Raw genomic sequence first — 17,336 nt, forward strand, 5'->3', positions numbered from 1 at the left:
GGCGGCATCGATGACGAACCGGTCGACCGGCCACACCGCCCGGGCTCTCGTGGCTCCGGGCAAGGGCATCCTGGCTGCGGACGAGAGCACCCCCACCATGGCCAAGCGGCTGGCGACCGTCGGCGTGGAGTCGACCGAGGAGGTACGCCGGGGCTACCGCGAGATCCTCCTCACCACCCCGGGACTCGCCGAGTTCGTCAGTGGCGTGATCCTCTTCGACGAGACCATCCGCCAGCGCACCGGCGACGGGCGCCCGTTCCCCGCCGTGCTCCACGAGGCGGGCATCATCCCCGGCATCAAGGTGGACGCCGGCACCAAGGCGCTGGCGGGGTTCCCGGACGAGGTCGTCACCGCCGGGCTCGACGGCCTGCGCGAGCGCTTCACGGAGTACGTCGAGCTCGGCGCCCGGTTCGCCAAGTGGCGCGCCGTCCTCAGGATCGGACCCGGCCGGCCCTCGCCGGCCTGCATCGAGGCGAACGCCCACGCCCTGGCACGCTACGCCGCACTCGCCCAGGAAGCCGGACTCATGCCCGTCGTCGAGCCCGAGGTGCTGATGGACGGGACCCACGACCTCGACCGGTGTGCGGAGGTCACCCAGCGGGTGCTGCATGCCGTCTACGACCACCTCGACCGGCACCGGGTCGTCCTCGAGGCGACGCTGCTCAAGCCCAACATGGTGCTGTCCGGCACGGACTGCCCCGAGCCGGCCGACGACACCGCTGTCGCCGCCGCGACCCTCGACGTGCTCCGCCGCGCCGTACCCGCCGCGGTTCCCGGTGTGGTCTTCCTGTCCGGAGGCATGACCGAGGAGCAGGCGACCGCGCGGCTCGACGCCCTGAACCGTCAGCAGCCGCAGCCCTGGCAGCTCAGCTTCTCCTTCGGCCGGGCGCTCCAGGGCCCGGTGCTCCGCGCCTGGGCCGGCGACGACGGCCGGCGGGAGGAGGCGCAGGCGGCGTTGCTGCACCGCGCGGGCCTCAACGGAGCGGCGAGGTACGGCAGCTACGTGTCCGCGATGGAGACGAGTGCCTCGACCGTGTGACCAGTGGCCCGCGGGGCCGCGGACCGGGACGTTGGTCCCCCGCCGTGGGTCCCTTGAGCCCTGACCCGCCCGTCGAGGCTGCGACAGCGTGGTGCCACGAACCGACGAAGGGGCGTGCGCCATGCAGACCTACGACATCCCGACCGGCACCGTCGCGGTGGGCGTGGACGGCTCACCGGGAGCCGAGCAGGCCCTCACGTGGGCGGCCGACGAGGCCCGCACCGAGGGTCGTCCCCTGACCGTCGTCCACGCCGTCAACCCGGTGGGGGCGGTCTGGATGGACCAGGCGGGCCACGACACCCGGATCGGCCTCGAGGCCGTGGAGACCGACGCGCAGCGCCTGCTCGGCGAGGCCCGGGCGACCGCCCGGCAGCACGCCCCCGCCCTGGAGGTGCACGACCTGATGCGGGTCATGGACCCGCGCGACCTGCTGCTCGCGGTCTCCGGGCAGGCCTCCATGCTCGTCATCGGCTCCCGGGGCCGCGGACCGGTGCGCAGCCTGCTGCTCGGCTCGGTGGGCGTGGCGGTCACCCGGCACGCCCAGTGCCCCGTGGTGGTCGTCCGTCCGCACCACCGCGGTCTGGTACGCCGCGGGGTGCTCGTCGGCGTCGACGACACCGAGCGGTCGCGCGCACCCCTGGAGTTCGCGTTCCGCCAGGCCGCCCAGCGCGACCTGCCGCTCACCGTCGTGCACGCGTTCCAGGACATGGTCGCCGCGGTCTCGGACCCGCACCTGGTGAGCCACCGCGACCCGACCGTCGAGGAGCAGCGGCTGCTGATGGCGGAGGCCGTGGCCGGCATGCGCGAGAAGTACCCCGACGTGGCCGTCCGGACCGAGCTGGCCCGCGGCCACGCAGGCGACGCCCTCGTCCGGCTCGGCGACCGGATGAACCTCGTCGTGGTCGGCGCCCACCACGGTGGTGCGGCGTCGGCCGTCATGTTCGGATCGGTCGCGACCTCCGTCGTCGACCACGCGTCGTGCCCGGTCGCCGTGGTGCCGACGGCCGACCGCTGATCGTCTCCACACGGACGGTCGCGCGTCGTGGCCGAGATCGACCTCTGGCAGTCCTTCGCCGTGGCCCTGGCCATCGGGCTGCTGGTCGGCGCCGAGCGGGAGCGCTCCAAGCCCGGTGGCAGCGCCGGCGTCCGCACCTTCGCCCTGATCGCCCTGACCGGGGCGCTCGCGGTCGTCGTCGAGCCGGTCGTCGCAGCGGCCCTGGTCGCGAGTGTGTCCCTCCTGGTCGTCGCGGGCTACTGGTGGTCGCGCCCGCGTGACCCCGGCCTGACCAGCGAGGCGGCGGCGGTGGCCACCCTCGGCCTGGGCGCGCTCGCAGTCGGGCAGGCCGCGCTCGCGGCGGGGCTCGCGGTCGCGATGACGGTGCTCCTGGTGTCACGGGACGCGCTGCACCGGTTCGTGCGCGAGACGGTGACGGACCGGGAGCGCACCGACGCCCTGAAGTTCTTCGTCGCCGCCTTCATCGTGCTCCCGCTCCTGCCGCAGGGCAGCTTCGGCCCGTACGGCGTCTGGGTGCCGCAGCGGATCTGGTTGCTGGTCGTGCTGATCATCGCGATCGGGTGGGTGGGGTACGCCGCGACCCGGATGCTCGGGGCCCGGCGCGGCCTGCTGGTGACCGGGTTCGCGGGAGGCTTCGTGTCGGGCACGGCCACGACCGGGGTGCTGGCGTCGCAGGTGCGTCACGGGGCCGCACCCCTCCGCGGTGCCCTCGCGGGCGCCTTGCTCGCCAGCGTCGCCACCCTGGTCCAGCTGGTCGCGGTCACCGGCGTCGCCGAGCCCCGCGTGGCGATCCGGCTGGTCCCGGCCGCCGTGGCCGGTGGCGCGGTGCTCGGGGTCGAGGCGTGGCTGCTGGGGCGGCGTTCCGACCCCTCCGAGGGCGACGTGGCGCCGGGCGGGCGTCCGTTCGCCCTGGTCCCGGCCCTGGTGCTTGCGGGCGTCATCTCGCTCGTGCTGCCGGCGGCCATCTGGCTGCAGGACCGGTACGGCGAGGGCGGCGCCGTGGCGGCCACGGCCACGGCCGCGCTCGCCGACGTCCACGGGGCCAGCGTCGCCCTCGCCTCACTGGTCCACGAGGGCGAGGTCTCCCTGTCGGCCGCCCTCCTGGCGATCGGCGCCGGACTGGCCACCAACACGCTGGGGAAGGTGGTGGTCGCGGGCGTCGCCGGAGGCCTGCGGTTCGCCGGGCTCCTGCTGCTCCTCTTCACGCCCGCGGTGATCGTGGTCACCGCGGGCCTCGCCCTCGGCTGACCGGCCCGGATCAGTCCGCGACCGGGACCTCCACCCAGCGCACCCCGATCGCGCCCGGCACCGTGCAGACCAGGGTCTCCGCCAGCCGACGTTCGCGGTCCCCGGCCGGCCCGTCCACCGTGGCGATCCCGTCCTCCACGGTCACCCACCAGTCGAGTCCGGCCTGGCGGAACAGCTCGTCGACGTCCGCCTCGATCCGCGAGTCCTGACGGGCGAGGAGCCGGATCACGTCACGCCGGCTGACCACGCCCACGACTTGGCCGCCGTCGACGACCGGCAGGCTCTTCACCGCCGTGCTGGTCATCAGGTCCGCGGCCCGGGCGAGGTCGGTGTCGCTGGTGACCGTGAGTGGCAGCGTGCTCATGACGTCGGCGACGCGGACCCCCAGCGGCGCCTTGGTCAGCCGGACGGGGACCTCGTGCGCGCGCGGGTCGGGCACCACCATCTCGCCGATGAGGTCGGCCTCGCTGACCACGCCCACGAGCTGTCCGTCCTCGTCGAGCACGGGCATCGCGGCGATGTCGTTCCGGTCGAGCTGCTCGATGGCGTCCTTGATGCTCGTCTCCTCCCGGACACCGATCGCGGGTGCACTCATCACGTCTCGTACCAGCATCGCTGCCTCCTCACCGGCCGGTTCCCCCAGTGTCGGACCGACGCGCCGGCGGAGGCAGGGCCCTTGGTGCCCCGCGGGCGGGCACAAGGGCCCTGTCTGACGGGTGCCCGCCCCGACCACGATGACCGTGGAGGTGGAGCATGGACCCCGCGACCCGGCCGCGCCCGGCCGACGTGCTGATGTCGGACGGCAGGATCGCCTCGATCCGTCCCCTGGCCGCCTCGGACCGGGCCGAGCTCGGTCGGATCCACGACGACGCCAGCGACGACACGATCTGGCTGCGGTTCTTCGCGGTCGACCGCACCAGCGCGCACCGGTACGTCGACCACCTGTTCACTGCCCCCAGCGGCGTCGTCACGACCCTGGTCGCGACCGTCGCGGATCACATCGTGGGCGTCGCCACGGCCGAGCACCTGGACGCCCGCACCGCCGAGGTCGCGTTCCTCGTCGCGGACCGGGAACAGGGTCACGGCCTGGGCAGCCTGTTGCTGGAGCACCTGGCTGCGGCCTGTCGCGACCGGGGCGTCCGGCGCTTCGTGGCCGAGGTCCTCACCCAGAACGCGGGCATGGTCCGGGTGTTCCTCGATGCGGGCTTCGACCTGACCCGTTCGACCGAGCACGGCGTGGTCACCGTCGAGATGAGCACGCAGGCCACGGCCCGCGCCATCGAGGCCGCCGACGGCCGCGAGTGCGCCTCGGAGGCGCGCTCGCTCGCGCCGCTCCTGCTCCCGGCGAGCGTGGCGGTCGTCGGCGTCCGCCGCGACGGGACCGGCCTCGGGCACGCGGTCCTCAGGTCGATCGTCGAGGGCGGTTTCACGGGCGAGCTGTCCGTCGTGCACCCCCATCTAGAGGAGATCGATGGCGTCCGCGCCTACCGCACGCTGGGCGACGTCCCCGGGCACGTCGACCTCGCGGTCGTGGCCGTGCCCGCTGCCCGGGTGCTCGCTGCCATCGAGGACGCAGCGGCGGCCGGGACGTCGGCGGCGGTCGTGATCTCCTCCGGACTCGCGGAGCTGGGCCCCGAGGGAGCCGAGGTCCAGCGACAGGCCCTCCGGGTCGCCCGGGCGCACGACATGCGGCTGGTGGGACCCAACTGCCTCGGGCTCATGTGCAACGACCCCGCGATCCGTCTCAACGCCACCTTCACCGACAGCGTCCCGTCGCCGGGAGGGCTGGCGGTCGCCTCGCAGTCGGGAGGGGTGGGCATCGCGCTGCTCGACGTCGCGCGGGAGCGCGGCGTCGGCGTGCGCACCTTCGTGTCCCTCGGCAACAAGGCCGACGTCTCCGGCAACGACCTGCTGTGTGCGTGGCTGGAGGATCCCGACGTGACGGCCGCTGCCCTCTACCTGGAGTCCTTCGGCAACGCGCGCAAGTTCGCACGCCTGGCCCGGAGGTTCTCGGCCCGGAAGCCGCTGATGGCGGTGGTCGGCGGCCGGTCGACGAGCGGCCGACGGGCCGGCGCGTCCCACACCGCGGCCGCCGCCTCGCCGGCCGTGGGTGTCGACGCCCTGTTCTCCCAGGCCGGGGTCATCGCGTGCCAGAGCGCCGAGGCGATCAGCCGGGCTGCGCTGTTGCTCGACCAGCAGCCGCTGCCGGCCGGCCGACGCCTCGGCATCGTCACCAACGCGGGTGGCCTCGGGGTGCTGGCGGCCGACTCCGCCGACAGCACGGGGCTGCTCGTCCCCGAGCTGTCCGAGGCGGTCCGCCACGAGCTCGCGCACCACGTCAACGTCACGACCGGCACCAGCAACCCGGTCGACCTCGGCGCGGGGGCCGGCGCCGACCACCTCACCGGAGTGGTCGACGTGCTCCTGGCCTCGGGGGAGGTCGACGCGCTGCTCGCCGTGCTCGTGCCCACCACGGTGGCCCCGGCCCGGCCCCTCGTCGAGGCCCTGGCCGCGGTGCGCACCCGGTGCCCGGCCACACCGGTCGTCCTGGTCGGCCTGGGTGGGCTCGGCGAGGGGGCCGGGGACGTCACCGTCTACCACGCGGTCGACCACGCCCTCGAGGCGCTCGACCACGCGGCTCGCTACGCCGAGTGGCGGCGTACGCCGGCCAGCGAGCCGCCGGCCCCCGACCTCGACCGGGCCGAGCGCGCCCGCGCCACGGCGGCGAGGCTCGTGGCCGCGAGCGAGGACCCGGTCCACTGGCTCCACCCGGCCGACGTCGACGACCTGCTCACCCCGTACGGACTCGGACCGGTGGGCACGCTCGCCGCCGACGCGCGCACGGCCGGCGAGGTCGCCGCTGGCCTGGGGTTCCCCGTCGTGGTCAAGGTGGCCGACCCGGCCGTCCTCCACAAGACCGACCGAGGCCTGGTGCGGGTCGGGCTGAGGACCGCGGACGACGTGGCCCGCGCCGCCCGGGAGTTCGCGGTCGAGCTCGGGAGCGAGGAGGTGCCGGTGCTGGTCCAGCCCGTGGTCTCCGGGGTCGAGATCGCCCTCGGCGTCGCGCGGGACCCCACCTTCGGCCCGCTGGTCATGGTCGCGGCCGGCGGGGTCGCCACGGGCGTCCTCGACGACCGGGTCTTCCTGATGCCGCCGTTCTCGCGCCAGGACGCCGCCCGCGCGATCCGCAGCCTGCGCAGCTGGCCACTGCTGGACGGCTACCGCGGTGCTCCCCGCGTCGACCTCGCCAGCCTCGAGGACCTGCTGCTCGGGCTCGGCGAGCTGTCCGGCGACGTACCCCAGCTCGCCGAGCTGGACCTCAACCCCGTGATGTGCCGCCCGGACGGCACGATCGTGGTCGACGCCAAGGTGGGTCTCGGCGACACCGCAGACACCGACGAGGGCGTGCCGCGCCGGTTACGGGGGCCGGCGTGACAGGTCGTCAGGCCTCGCCCGACCGGTCGAGCAGCCTGGACGCGAGCACGGCCGCCTGGGTACGGCGCTCGAGGCCCAGCTTGCCGAGGATGCTGGAGACGTAGTTCTTGACCGTCTTCTCCGAGAGGTACATCCGCTCGCCGATCTGGCGGTTGGTCAACCCCTCGGCGATGAAGGTCAGCAGCTTGAGCTCCTGCTCGGTGAGCGAGGAGAGCTCGGGCGCGGTCGCCGGACCGTTGCGCACCCGCTCGAGGAGCCTGGCGGTGAGCTCGGGGTCGATCAGCGACTTGCCGGCCGCCACGTGGCGCACGGCCTTCACCAGGTCGTTGCCCCGGACGTCCTTGAGCACGTAGCCCGAGGCCCCGGCCATGATCGCGCCGAAGAGCGCCTCGTCGTCGTCGTAGGAGGTGAGCACCAGCGCGTTGATGCTCGGGTCCACCGAGCGGACGGCCCGGCAGACCTCGATGCCGGTCCCGTCGGGCAGCCGACCGTCGAGGACCGCCACGTCGGGGCGCAGTGCCGGGATCCGGGCGATCGCCTCCTCGGCGGAGCCGGACTCCCCGACGACCTCGATGCCCTCCGCCGAGGAGAGCAGGGCGCGCAGCCCCTGCCGCACGACCTCGTGGTCGTCGAGCAGGTAGACCCGGATCGGGGCGTCGGACGTCATGCGGATGTTCTACACCTCAGCACCGCTGGTGCGGGCGGCCGATGGTCCCGTGGCCGTGGCCGAAGGTCCTGACGGCAGCCGTCGGAGCAGGGCCGCCGCAGCGACCGAGCAGATCACCGCCAGAAGGAGGAAGGCCGGCGCGAGGTCCGCCGACGCCACGGAGGAGCCCGGGTCGGCGCGCCCGCCCATCCACTGGTCGACGCCCACGCCGACCGCCTCGACCACCCAGAAGACCAGGCCACCGGCGGCGAGCAGGAGGTGGCGGGGGCCGTTCCTGAACAGCCCGATCGCGAGCAGGAGCATCGCCGGCAGCCAGAGGGCGAGGTCCTGCACGTACACCGGGTTGGTCGTGAGACCCGTCTCCCGCAGGAAGGCGGCTGGTTCGTCGTCCAGCAGCGCAGGGACGACGACGCGCAGCCACGCGAGGGTGTTCAGGCCGGTGGCGGCAGCGATGAAGACAGCGACCCAGCGACCGGTGGCCCCCGGATCGGGGCCGGGCGGTTCCAGCGCGCCGGGCAGCAGCCCGACCAGGCAGGCGAGCGACAGCGACAGCATCGCCACGTAGACCAGGAAGAGATCGTTGAACGGCGTCGCGAAGCAGAACAGCACGGCGTTGTAGAGCAGGTACGCCGTCACACCGAGCCAGACGGCGTACGCCCGGTCGGACCCGCGTCGCGCCCGGGTGACGGCCCAGGCCAGCAACGGGACCGCGACCAGCAGCACCACCGCGGCGGTGCCGCGTGCCGAGCCGTTCATCGCCGGCGTCCCCGTCAGGAGACCGGGCAGGAGCAGGGTGCCGGCGGCCGCGCCCAGCGACGCGGCGCCCAGCGCCACCGAGATCGCGACGATCGGCAGCGGCGAGTCGCGGCGTGGCATGGCACCTCCCGGGTGGGTCGTCCTGGTCCACCCTCCCCCGCGGGGACCGGGCCGGGCAGGGGCCTTGGGGCCGGGAGGCGGTGACGTTGGTCCCACGACCCCGGAGTCAGGGAGCGGGGACCTCCCAGCAGAGCCGGGTGCCGCGTCCCCCGTCCGCCACCTCGAGCGAGAGCGTGCCCCCTCGCGCCTCGGCCCGCTGTCGCAGGTTCGCCAGGCCGCTGCAGCGGTCGGACTCGCCGATGCCCACGCCGTCGTCCTGCACCGTCACGGTCAGCGCCGACGTGGACGCACGCACGTCGACCTCGACCCGGTTCGCGTGGGCGTGCCTGACGACGTTGCTGACCGCCTCCCTCACCACGGCCGAGACGTCGTCGGCGAGCGCCTGGTCGCTGATCGTGTCCAGCGGTCCCGAGAAGCGGACCTCCGGGTCGTGCTCGAGCGAGGAGCCCACCCGGGCGACGACGTCGAGCACGCTCGCGCGCACGCCACCGTCGAGGCGGGGGTGGGGCTTCAGCTGGAAGATCGAGGTCCGGATCTGCCGGATGGCGTCGTCGATGGTGTCGACCACCTGCTCGAGGGACTCCGCGACCGGTGACTCCCCCAGGGCGGCGATCGCCCCCTGCAGCGACATGCCTGACGCGAACAGCTGCTGGATGACGTGGTCGTGGAGGTCTCGCGCGATCCGCGCCCGGTCCTCCAGCGTCGACATGCGCTGGGCCTCCCGGCGGCCGTCGGCCAGTTCGAGCGCGAGGGAGGCCTGCTGGGCGAAGGTGCGTGCCATGTCCACGTCGGCTGCGGAGAACACCCGCCGGCCCGCCGTCCGCGTCACGAGGAGCACCCCGCGGACGCCCTCCGACCCGGTCAGGGGGATCCCCATCACCGGTCCGATGGGCAGGAACCTGCTCAGGTAGATCACCCGCTGGTCGGAGGCCTCAGGATCCGTCGCGTCGTCGACCACCGCGGCCTCCCCCGTGCGGAGGATGCCCTGGCTCAGCGTGCCCTCGGCCGGGTAGGTCAGGCCACTGAGCCGGTCGGCCGCCTGTCCCACGGCCACGGCGACCGTCAGCTCGGCACCACCTCGTTCGGGGAGCAGCACAGCGACCATGTCGGCGCCGGCGAGGTCGGCCACCCGGGCCGCGATCGCCTCGAGCGCGTGGTCGCCCTCCGAGGACAGCAGCTGGAGCGTGATGTCGGTGGAGGCCTTCAACCAGGCCTGCCGTTGCCGCGCCTCTCCGTAGAGCCGGGCGTTCTCGATCGCCACGCCCGCGGTGGCGGCGAGCGCGGCGACCAGCTCCTCGTCGTCGGGCGTGAAGTCGCCCTCCGACAGGGACGCGAGGTAGAGGTTCCCGAAGACCTCGTCGCGCACCCTGATCGGGACGCCGAGGAAGCCCCGCATCGGCGGATGGCCCTCGGGGAAGCCGACCGATCGCACGTCGGCGCGCATGTCGCGGAGACGGATCGGTCGCGGGTCGTCGATCAACGCACCCAGCAGGCCCTTCCCCTCCGGAAGGTGCCCGATCCGGGCCGCGGTGTCCGCGTCGACGCCGACGTGCACGAACTCCTCGAGCCCCGTGCCGTCGGGCGCGATCACCCCGAGGGCACCGAACGGGGCGTCGACGAGCTCACAGGCGGCCTCCACGATCCTGCGGAGGAGCGCGTCGAGCGCGAGGTCGCCGATGACGCTGCGGTTGGCCCGCAGCAGACCGCGCAGACGGTTCTGGGCCGCGCGCACGTCCTCCGCGCGGGCGATCAGCTGGGTCAGGAGCTCGTCGAGCTCGAGATCCGGCGCTGCCACCGGCCCGGGGCGTGGACCGTCGCCTTCCCCCCGCACGTCTCAGGATCATAGTGGCGAGGTCAGCCGGGCAACAGGTCGCGCCAGCGTCGTGGCGGGCCGGGGTCGGCGACCATCACGGGGCACTCCGCCCCCTGGAGCACGGCTCGCGCCACGGGTCCGAGGTGTGTTCCCGCCGGCACCAGCGGGTCGTGGCGGCCGACGACCAGGAGCACGGAGTCACGACTGGCGTCGACGAGTGCGTCCGCGGGACGTGCGTGCCGTACGTCGATCCGGACCGGGACGCCCTCGACCTCGTCCAGCCGGTCGACCACCGCGCGGATGCCGGCGCCCGTCTGCGCGGCCCAGTCCTCGACGTCCGCGGGCGTCACGTCGATCGCGGTCTCCGCGCTCCCCAGGTGCCAGGTGTGCACGACGTGCAGGGTGGCCGAGCGCGCTGCCGCCGCCCCGGCCGCGGCCCGGAGGAGCGCCGCGGACCGTTCCGGCACGTCGACCCCCACCGTCACCGTGCCACCGTCGCGCGCCAGGACGTCGCGGGAGACCTCCGAGGGGACCGCGACCACGGGGACCGCTGCGCGGGAGGCCAGCCCCGAGGTGACCGAACGGGTCACGGCACGGCGCACCCCGCTCAGCGGGCGGCCCTGCGCCACGATCATCGCCGCGTCGGCAGCCACGGAGACCACGGCCGGCACGACCCTGCCGTGGACCAGGAGGCTGGTCACCGGGACGGAGTCCCCGGCGGCGTCGAGCGCGTGCTCCTTGGCCGCGGCCAGCGCCTGGCGTCCGAGCCGCTCCCGGTCCACGGCCGAGACGAGGACGAACTCGGGCCCGTCGTGGGCCTGGGGGACGGCGTGGACGAGACGCACCCCGAGGCCGCGTCGACGGGCCTCCGCCACGGCGTACTCCAGCGCAGCGTCGACGGGGTCGTGGCCGACGGCCACGACCACGGGACGGTCGGTCTCCTGAGCCATGGGGCCTCCCCCGGTCGCCACCCCCACCGTGCCCCGGGACCCGCTGACCGGCTAGGGACGAAGGACCCTGGGCCTCCGGCCGGAGTGCTCTGAGCGAAGGGCGGCGCCCGCGTGAGGGTGGTCCGCATGAGCACCGTGGCCGTCGACGTCACCCAGGTGGTGGAGCTGGCGTGCCGTGCTCCGAGCGTGCACAACACCCAGCCGTGGCGCTGGCGGTTCGACGGGCGTGCGGTGGAGCTCCGCGCGGACCACGCGCGGCAGCTGCGGGTGAGCGATCCCGCCGGCCGCAACCTGGTCATCAGCTGCGGCGCCGCCCTCCACCACGCCCTCGTGGCCGCGGCCGGACTCGGGTTCACCGCGTCCGTCGCCCGTCTCCCCGATCCCGGCGACCCGGACCTGCTCGCCCGCGTCGAGCTGCGGCCGGACCGACGCCCGACACCGGCGGACACGTCCCTCCTGGAGGCCCTCCGGGACCGACGGACCGACCGCAGGCGCTTCACCTCGTGGCCGGTGCCCGAGGAGCAGCTGGTGACGCTGGCGGAGCATGCCTCGAGACGCGGTGCCCGGGTGCTTCCGCTCACGGGCGTCACCGCGCGCAGGACAGTCGAGCGGCTGATCGACCGCGCCGTCGCGGCCCAGGTGGCCGAGCCTGCTCTCGCCGAGGAGCAGCGGGCCTGGACCACCGCCAGCCCCACCGGCGGCATCCCCGCGAGCTCCCTCCCGCCCCAGGACCACCCTGAGGAGCGCCGGGACCGCTTCGAACGCCGTACGCCCCGCGCGATGGCCGACGCCCGGGTCGTCGCCTCGGACCAGGTCCTCGCCTTCTGCACCGCCCGCGACGACACCGCCGCCCGGCTCGACGTGGGCGAGACCCTGAGCTCGGTCTGGCTGCGGGCCCAGCAGATCGGCCTGTCGCTGGTGCCGCTGAGCCAGGTCATCGAGGTCGAGCCGACGCGCCGGGCGCTGCGGCACGACGTGTTCCTCGACATGGCCGAACCCCAGCTGCTCGCACGCGTGGGGTGGCTGGAGCTCCACCGACACCCCCTGCCGGCCACCCCCCGACGCCCGCTCACCGACGTCCTGGACCTGGCACCGGGCTCCTGACCGGCCTCGGTCGCGTCACCGCTCGTGGCGACCGGCCCCCGCCCACACGTCCCCCGGCAGGACACCGCCGGACGCCGCCACCAGGTCGTCCAGGATCTGTTCGCGCACCCGGACCAGGAGCAGCCGCTCACCCACCGTGGACGCGCGCTCCAGCTGCCGCGTCGACTCGTCCCACTGCAGGCGCAGCGCCCGGTCGGGCGGAGCCGTCGCACCCGACCCGACCGACCTCGGGGGGACGAGCCGGCGCAGCCCGCGTGCGGCCCGCCGGTGGAGCCACGGGCAGGTGAGGACCAACGCCGCCACCACGGCCAGCGCGGCCCCGTGCCCCACCGCCTCGGACAGGCCGGGATACAACGCGGGCGCCGCGCACACGGCGGCGCCGGCGAGGACCGGGTGACGCACCCGGGGCAGGTCGGACCGGAACGCGAGGCCCATGGCACCCCCGAAGACCCCCAGGAACAGGCCGATCCCCACGGCTCCCCCGAGGGGCACGGCCACCAGCGTGCCGGCGACGGCGACGAGCACCACGACACCCACCGCGCTCCCCCACACCGCGTGGCGGTGACCCCCGTCCGACCTCGCCGGTGCCCGACTCGTGCGCACGTCCTGCTCCCTCCTCGCGCAGGCCTCCCGTCCTCCAGACTGTCCGTCCCACGGCCGAAGCTGCAGGGGCGGAGGGCCCGACCCGGGCGGCCGGAGGGCCCGGGATCACCGCCGGAGGACCGCGGCGCCGCGCACCCGGTCGCCCGCGAGGTCCGACAGGGCCTCGCGGGCCCGGTCGAACGGGTACGGGGAGATGGTCGGCCGGATGCCGAGACGCGCCGCGAGGGCCAGGAAGTCCTCGCCGTCCGCCCTGGTGTTGGAGGTGACGCTCGTCAGCGTGCGCTCCCGGAAGAGGTGACGCTGGTAGTCCAGCGCGGGGATGTCGGTCAGGTGGATGCCCGCCACCGCCAGGGTTCCCTGCTGGTCGAGCGCCGCGAGCGCCGCGGGTACCACCTCCCCGGCGGGAGCGAAGACGATGGCGGAGTCCAGCGGCACCGGCGGCGGATCCGTCGCGCCCCTGGCCGACGCGGCACCGAGATCCAGGGCCAGTGACCTGGCCGCCTCGTCCCTGGTGAGCACGTGCACCTCGACCCCCTGGGCGATGGCCACCTGCGCGGTCAGGTGGGCGCTCCCACCGAAGCCGTAGAGCCCCAGCCGGCCGCCCGGCGGGACCGCGGCCCGGGTCAGGGCCCGGTACCCGATGATGCCCGCGCACAGCAGCGGGGCCAGGTGCAGGTCGTCGATGCCGTCGGGCGGTCGGTAGACGTACGCCTCCGGCGCGATCGCGAGCTCGGCGTACCCGCCGTCTTCGTCCCAGCCCGTGTAGCGGGACTCCCCACACAGGTTCTCGGCGCCGCGCCGGCACCACCGACACCGGCCGCAGGTCGAGCGCAGCCAGGCCACCCCGACCCGCTCGCCCTCGGCCACCCGCGACACGCCCTCACCCGTCGCCACGACGCGTCCCACGATCTCGTGCCCGGGGACGACGGGCACCCGGTGCAACGGGAGATCGCCGTCGGCGACGTGCAGGTCGGTCCGGCAGACGCCGCAGGCGGCGACCTCCAGGAGCACATCGCCGGGTCCCGGCCTGGGCGCCGGCACCTCCTCCAGCCGCAGCGCAGCGTGTCCGCCCCCGTCGGTGAGCCACGCGCGCATGGTCCGCGAGGTGCTCACGGCACGGCCGGCCTCGGGGAGACCGCGATCAGGTCCATGGGCTCAGGGTGGGGGAGCAAACGCACGGGCGGCAAGGGCCGATCGCCTCTCACCGGACGGCCGCACCCCGGGCAGCGTGGACCCGCGTCCCGGGACGGACCGACCCACGAGCGAGAGGACCGCGCGATGGCGGCAACCGGCGGCAGGGCCGCGTGGATCGCGCACGACGCGCACGGGGTCTACCGGGATGTCTACGAGTGGGACGGCACCGGACGGGCCGCGCGACCCGGAGGGACCGACGCGACGGGACGTCTGGCCCTGTCGACCGGGGCCTGGCGACCCTGCCGCCGTGGCGGGTGGGCCCGGAAGGCTCGCCATACACCAACCCGAGGAGACTTCCATGAAAGCCGCAGTCGTCACCGCCTTCACCGAGCCGCTCCAGCTCCAGGACCGAGCCGTCCCGACGCCGGGGGCCGGACAGGTGCTCGTGCGGATCGAGGCGAGCGGACTCTGCCACACCGACATCCACGCAGCGCGCGGCGAGTGGCCGGTCAAGCCGACCCCGCCGTTCGTCCCGGGACACGAGGGCGTCGGGATCGTGGAGGCCGTGGGGCCGGGCGTCACGTCGCGGACCGAGGGTGAACGGGTGGCACTCCCCTGGCTCGGGCACGCCTGCGGCCACTGCGACCACTGCGTGCGGGGCTGGGAGACGCTCTGCGAGCACCAGCAGAACACCGGGTACTCCGTCGACGGCGGATTCGCCGAGTACGCGGTGGCCGACGCGACCTACGTCGTGCCCGTGCCCGAGGGGGTCAGCCCCCACGACGCCGCGCCGCTCACGTGCGCCGGGGTGACGACGTACAAGGCGATCAAGGTGGCCCGGATCCGGCCCACCGAGCGGGTCGCGGTCTTCGGGATCGGTGGCCTCGGGCACCTCGCCGTCCAGTACGCCAGGCTGGTCGGAGCCACCGTGATCGCCGTCGACGTCGAGGACGAGAAGCTGCGGCTGGCCAGCGAGCTGGGTGCCGATCACGTGGTCAACGCGCGGACCGGTGACCCCGTGGCCGCGATCGAGGCGCTGGGCGGTGCCGACGTCGCCGTCGTCCTCGCGGTGATCCCGTCGGTGTTCGAGCAGGCCTTCGCGTCCCTGCGTCGAGGTGGCCGGCTCGTCTGCGTCGGCCTGCCGCCGGAGTCGGAAGGGCCGATGGCCCTGCCGATCTTCCCCACCGTGCTCAAGGGCATCAGCGTGATCGGGTCCATCGTCGGTACCCGGCAAGACCTCGGCGAGGTCTTCGAGCTCCACGCGCGCGGGCGGACACGGGTCGTCGCGGAGACCCGCAAGCTCGACGACGTGAACGCGGCCATCGACGACGTCCTCGCCGGCCGGACCACGGCTCGGCTGGTCTTCGAGTTCTGAGCACGTCGCGCTGAGGCAAGGCTCGGCTTCGTTGCGCGGAGTCGGACGGACGGCAAGACTGGGCACCTGACTTGAATGATTCAAGTAAGCCTGACCTCACTTCGGACGAGACCACAGGAGCACCGATGACCACCTCCACGCACACCTCCCCCGACCTGGCCACGACCCCCGAGGTCGCGGCGGGCGCCGCCCAGTTCCTCTCCCCGGTCGTGCTCGACCTCGAGGCGCTGGTCGTCAACGGCAAGCAGGCCCACTGGCACGTCCGCGGCGGCAGCTTCGTCGGAGTGCACGAGCTGCTCGACGACGTGGTCTCTCACGCCCAGGAGTACGCCGACACCGCCGCCGAGCGCGTCGTGGCGCTCGGGCTGCCGGTGGACTCGCGCCTGAAGACGGTGGCCGAGAAGGCCACCCTCCCCGAGCTCGCCGACGGATTCCACCAGTGGCCGGACACGGTGGACGCCGTCGTCGCCCAGATCGACGCCGCCCTGGTCACCGTGCGCGCTGCGGTCGCGGGCCTCGACGACGTCGACCTCAGCAGCCAGGACGTCGCGATCGAGATCGAGCGCGGCCTGGTCAAGGACCGGTGGCTGCTGCAGGCGCACGTGGCCGGCTGACCGGTCACCGGAGCCCGGCTGGAAGAGAGGTAAGCCTCACCTTAGACTTCCGGCATGAGGACCCGACGCTCCGGCCCGCTCCCCCACGTCCTGATCGCGGGCGACGTCGCCGAGCTCGACTCGGTCCGGGCGCTCCTGTCCCTGCTCCCCGTCACCGCCTACGGCCAGCTCTACCTGGAGGTCGACGAGGGGCACGACCTCCCCGAGCTGCCGGCTCGCCCCGCGCGCGTCGGCGTCACCGCGATCGTCCGCCGTCCCGGCGACGCGACCGGCGAGCGGTTGAGCGTCGCCGTCGACGCGTGGGGCGAGGAGTGGATGGGCGACGTGCCCGACGGGACGCGGGAGCTCTCGGTGTGGGTGGGGGCCTCGGTACGGGTGGCCGCGCGGGAGCTGGAGGGTCTGCTCGAGCGGCTGTGAGGTGAGGGGCCGTCCGGTCATCCCTTCCGGGACGTTCAGCCCTGTCCGGCACCGGGCCGGCCGACGAGCATCAGGGGTGGGAGTCCACCCCTGCCGCTGACCGCCGGAGCCAGAGATGACCGAGCAGAACCCGAACCCGATCCTCGTCGCCGTCGGGCACGACCCGATGGAGCCCGCACTCGCCTGGGCCGCCGCGGAGGTGGAACGGCTCTCGTGCGGGCTGCACCTGCTCCACGTCGTGCACCTGCTTGCACGGGGGCCGGAGCTCTCACTGGGGGACGAGGTGCACCTGCAGCAGGTGGGGAGGAAGCTCCTCGACGCCGCCCTCCGCCAGGCGCGCGCCCTCGTGGCCGAGGGGGTTCCGGTGACCGCCGATCTCGCGATGGGTGCGGTCGTGCCGGCCCTGGTGGAGGCCACCCGGGGTGACGCCCGGATGGTGGTGGTGCAGCACCGCCACCTGTCGCGCACCCGACGTGCGATCACCCGCTCGGTCGCCAGCGGCGTGGCTGCCCATGCCCGGGTCCCCGTCGTCGCCGTCTCGTCCACGTGGTCGCCGGACGGAGGCACGACCCGCACGGTCACCGTCGGGGTGGACGTCGCCGACCGCTCCGCAGAGGTCCTGCGCACCGCCGCCGACGCCGCGGCGTCGCGGGCGGCGACGCTGCGGATCGTGCACACGTGGGACTACCCCGCCACGTACGACGACGTCCTGCCGGTCGACGTGGACAGCGACGACTGGACCTCGCGCGCGGTGTCGGAGATCACGCGCGCGCTCGAGCCGCTCTCCGAGCACCTGGACGGCGTCCCGGTGCAGATCGATGCCGGGCGGGCACGCGCCGCGGACGTGCTGCTCGAGGCCAGCGCCCACAGCGACCTCCTCGTCGTCGGGCGCCACGACCCGCTCGTGCCGGTCGGCTCCCACCTAGGACCGGTGGCGCGGGCCGTGCTCCGCGAGTCCCACTGCCCGGTGCTGCTCGCCGATCCCCATCCCGCGCGCTGGCACCGGCGCAGGCCCCCGTCGGCAGCCGCAGCCGCGCACGAGTGAG

At 74.4% G+C, this 17,336-nt stretch carries 16 protein-coding genes; 9 read left to right on the plus strand and 7 right to left on the minus strand.

Going from position 1 to position 17,336, the window contains the following annotated elements; all coding sequences use genetic code 11:
* Positions 1–10 precede the first annotated feature (10 nt).
* The 3 genes from ACQ1X7_RS16325 to ACQ1X7_RS16335 all read left to right on the plus strand — a co-directional run bounded on the left by ACQ1X7_RS16325 (position 11) and on the right by ACQ1X7_RS16335 (position 3,302).
* Positions 11–1,039, plus strand: a complete 1,029-nt coding sequence (locus ACQ1X7_RS16325) for a class I fructose-bisphosphate aldolase (RefSeq protein ID WP_432479282.1) — start codon at positions 11–13, stop codon at positions 1,037–1,039.
* A 121-nt stretch (positions 1,040–1,160) separates the two neighbouring features.
* The gene (locus tag ACQ1X7_RS16330; protein WP_432479283.1) at positions 1,161–2,054 is read left to right on the plus strand and encodes a universal stress protein; all 894 of its coding nucleotides are present in this window, start codon (positions 1,161–1,163) and stop codon (positions 2,052–2,054) included.
* A 27-nt stretch (positions 2,055–2,081) separates the two neighbouring features.
* Positions 2,082–3,302 carry an MgtC/SapB family protein gene (locus tag ACQ1X7_RS16335; protein WP_432479284.1) on the plus strand — a complete coding sequence of 407 codons (1,221 nt, stop codon included), beginning with the start codon at positions 2,082–2,084 and terminating at the stop codon, positions 3,300–3,302.
* A 10-nt stretch (positions 3,303–3,312) separates the two neighbouring features.
* Here ACQ1X7_RS16335 and ACQ1X7_RS16340 read toward each other — a convergent pair whose 3' ends face one another.
* Positions 3,313–3,915 (minus strand): CBS domain-containing protein, encoded by a 603-nt coding sequence (locus tag ACQ1X7_RS16340; protein ID WP_432479285.1) that lies wholly within the window; start codon positions 3,913–3,915, stop codon positions 3,313–3,315.
* Between the two features lie 140 nt (positions 3,916–4,055).
* Here ACQ1X7_RS16340 and ACQ1X7_RS16345 point away from each other — a divergent pair, with 140 nt between their 5' ends.
* A complete protein-coding gene (locus ACQ1X7_RS16345) occupies positions 4,056–6,737 on the plus strand; it encodes a GNAT family N-acetyltransferase (RefSeq protein ID WP_432479286.1) in 2,682 nt (893 codons plus the stop codon).
* 7 nt (positions 6,738–6,744) lie between these two features.
* Here the strand turns inward: ACQ1X7_RS16345 and ACQ1X7_RS16350 are convergent, their stop codons facing one another.
* The 4 genes from ACQ1X7_RS16350 to ACQ1X7_RS16365 all read right to left on the minus strand — a co-directional run bounded on the left by ACQ1X7_RS16350 (position 6,745) and on the right by ACQ1X7_RS16365 (position 11,043).
* Positions 6,745–7,404, minus strand: a complete 660-nt coding sequence (locus ACQ1X7_RS16350) for a response regulator (protein WP_432479287.1) — start codon at positions 7,402–7,404, stop codon at positions 6,745–6,747.
* Between the two features lie 9 nt (positions 7,405–7,413).
* The gene (locus tag ACQ1X7_RS16355) at positions 7,414–8,280 is read right to left on the minus strand and encodes a hypothetical protein (RefSeq protein WP_432479288.1); all 867 of its coding nucleotides are present in this window, start codon (positions 8,278–8,280) and stop codon (positions 7,414–7,416) included.
* Between the two features lie 106 nt (positions 8,281–8,386).
* Positions 8,387–10,075 (minus strand): GAF domain-containing protein, encoded by a 1,689-nt coding sequence (locus ACQ1X7_RS16360; RefSeq protein ID WP_432479289.1) that lies wholly within the window; start codon positions 10,073–10,075, stop codon positions 8,387–8,389.
* A gap of 59 nt (positions 10,076–10,134) precedes the next feature.
* Positions 10,135–11,043 carry a universal stress protein gene (locus ACQ1X7_RS16365; protein ID WP_432479290.1) on the minus strand — a complete coding sequence of 303 codons (909 nt, stop codon included), beginning with the start codon at positions 11,041–11,043 and terminating at the stop codon, positions 10,135–10,137.
* A 126-nt stretch (positions 11,044–11,169) separates the two neighbouring features.
* On the opposite strand from ACQ1X7_RS16365, the gene ACQ1X7_RS16370 reads away from it, so the two are divergent.
* Entirely contained in the window at positions 11,170–12,147 is a 978-nt protein-coding gene (locus ACQ1X7_RS16370) for an Acg family FMN-binding oxidoreductase (RefSeq protein WP_432479291.1), read from the plus strand.
* Positions 12,148–12,162: 15 nt separating this feature from the next.
* On the opposite strand, the gene ACQ1X7_RS16375 is transcribed toward ACQ1X7_RS16370, so the two are convergent.
* Together ACQ1X7_RS16375 and ACQ1X7_RS16380 are read right to left on the minus strand one after the other, a co-directional pair.
* Positions 12,163–12,684 (minus strand): hypothetical protein, encoded by a 522-nt coding sequence (locus tag ACQ1X7_RS16375; protein ID WP_432479292.1) that lies wholly within the window; start codon positions 12,682–12,684, stop codon positions 12,163–12,165.
* 171 nt (positions 12,685–12,855) lie between these two features.
* Entirely contained in the window at positions 12,856–13,863 is a 1,008-nt protein-coding gene (locus tag ACQ1X7_RS16380) for a zinc-dependent alcohol dehydrogenase family protein (protein ID WP_432479293.1), read from the minus strand.
* Between the two features lie 379 nt (positions 13,864–14,242).
* Between ACQ1X7_RS16380 and adhP the strand changes: the two genes are divergently transcribed.
* The 4 genes from adhP (at position 14,243) to ACQ1X7_RS16400 (ending at position 17,335) form a co-directional block, all read left to right on the plus strand.
* Positions 14,243–15,259, plus strand: coding sequence for an alcohol dehydrogenase AdhP (gene adhP / locus ACQ1X7_RS16385; protein WP_432479294.1), 1,017 nt, complete (start codon positions 14,243–14,245; stop codon positions 15,257–15,259).
* Between the two features lie 125 nt (positions 15,260–15,384).
* The gene (locus ACQ1X7_RS16390; RefSeq protein ID WP_432479295.1) at positions 15,385–15,873 is read left to right on the plus strand and encodes a Dps family protein; all 489 of its coding nucleotides are present in this window, start codon (positions 15,385–15,387) and stop codon (positions 15,871–15,873) included.
* A gap of 54 nt (positions 15,874–15,927) precedes the next feature.
* Positions 15,928–16,290, plus strand: a complete 363-nt coding sequence (locus ACQ1X7_RS16395) for an SIP domain-containing protein (protein WP_432479296.1) — start codon at positions 15,928–15,930, stop codon at positions 16,288–16,290.
* A 115-nt stretch (positions 16,291–16,405) separates the two neighbouring features.
* The gene (locus tag ACQ1X7_RS16400; RefSeq protein WP_432479297.1) at positions 16,406–17,335 is read left to right on the plus strand and encodes a universal stress protein; all 930 of its coding nucleotides are present in this window, start codon (positions 16,406–16,408) and stop codon (positions 17,333–17,335) included.
* Position 17,336 lies beyond the last annotated feature (1 nt).

Origin of the sequence: Nocardioides sp. GXQ0305 (assembly GCF_050880345.1) — a bacterium.
GTDB lineage: Bacteria > Actinomycetota > Actinomycetes > Propionibacteriales > Nocardioidaceae > Nocardioides.

Excerpts from the sequence above, each read along its gene's own strand:
- ACQ1X7_RS16325 (WP_432479282.1), top strand. The coding sequence starts at position 11 with ATGACGAACCGGTCGACCGGCCACACCGCCCGGGCTCTCGTGGCTCCG.
- ACQ1X7_RS16330 (WP_432479283.1), top strand. The coding sequence starts at position 1,161 with ATGCAGACCTACGACATCCCGACCGGCACCGTCGCGGTGGGCGTGGAC.
- ACQ1X7_RS16340 (WP_432479285.1), bottom strand. The coding sequence starts at position 3,915 with ATGCTGGTACGAGACGTGATGAGTGCACCCGCGATCGGTGTCCGGGAG.
- ACQ1X7_RS16345 (WP_432479286.1), top strand. The coding sequence starts at position 4,056 with ATGGACCCCGCGACCCGGCCGCGCCCGGCCGACGTGCTGATGTCGGAC.
- ACQ1X7_RS16350 (WP_432479287.1), bottom strand. The coding sequence starts at position 7,404 with ATGACGTCCGACGCCCCGATCCGGGTCTACCTGCTCGACGACCACGAG.
- ACQ1X7_RS16355 (WP_432479288.1), bottom strand. The coding sequence starts at position 8,280 with ATGCCACGCCGCGACTCGCCGCTGCCGATCGTCGCGATCTCGGTGGCG.
- ACQ1X7_RS16365 (WP_432479290.1), bottom strand. The coding sequence starts at position 11,043 with ATGGCTCAGGAGACCGACCGTCCCGTGGTCGTGGCCGTCGGCCACGAC.
- ACQ1X7_RS16370 (WP_432479291.1), top strand. The coding sequence starts at position 11,170 with ATGAGCACCGTGGCCGTCGACGTCACCCAGGTGGTGGAGCTGGCGTGC.
- adhP (WP_432479294.1), top strand. The coding sequence starts at position 14,243 with ATGAAAGCCGCAGTCGTCACCGCCTTCACCGAGCCGCTCCAGCTCCAG.
- ACQ1X7_RS16390 (WP_432479295.1), top strand. The coding sequence starts at position 15,385 with ATGACCACCTCCACGCACACCTCCCCCGACCTGGCCACGACCCCCGAG.
- ACQ1X7_RS16395 (WP_432479296.1), top strand. The coding sequence starts at position 15,928 with ATGAGGACCCGACGCTCCGGCCCGCTCCCCCACGTCCTGATCGCGGGC.
- ACQ1X7_RS16400 (WP_432479297.1), top strand. The coding sequence starts at position 16,406 with ATGACCGAGCAGAACCCGAACCCGATCCTCGTCGCCGTCGGGCACGAC.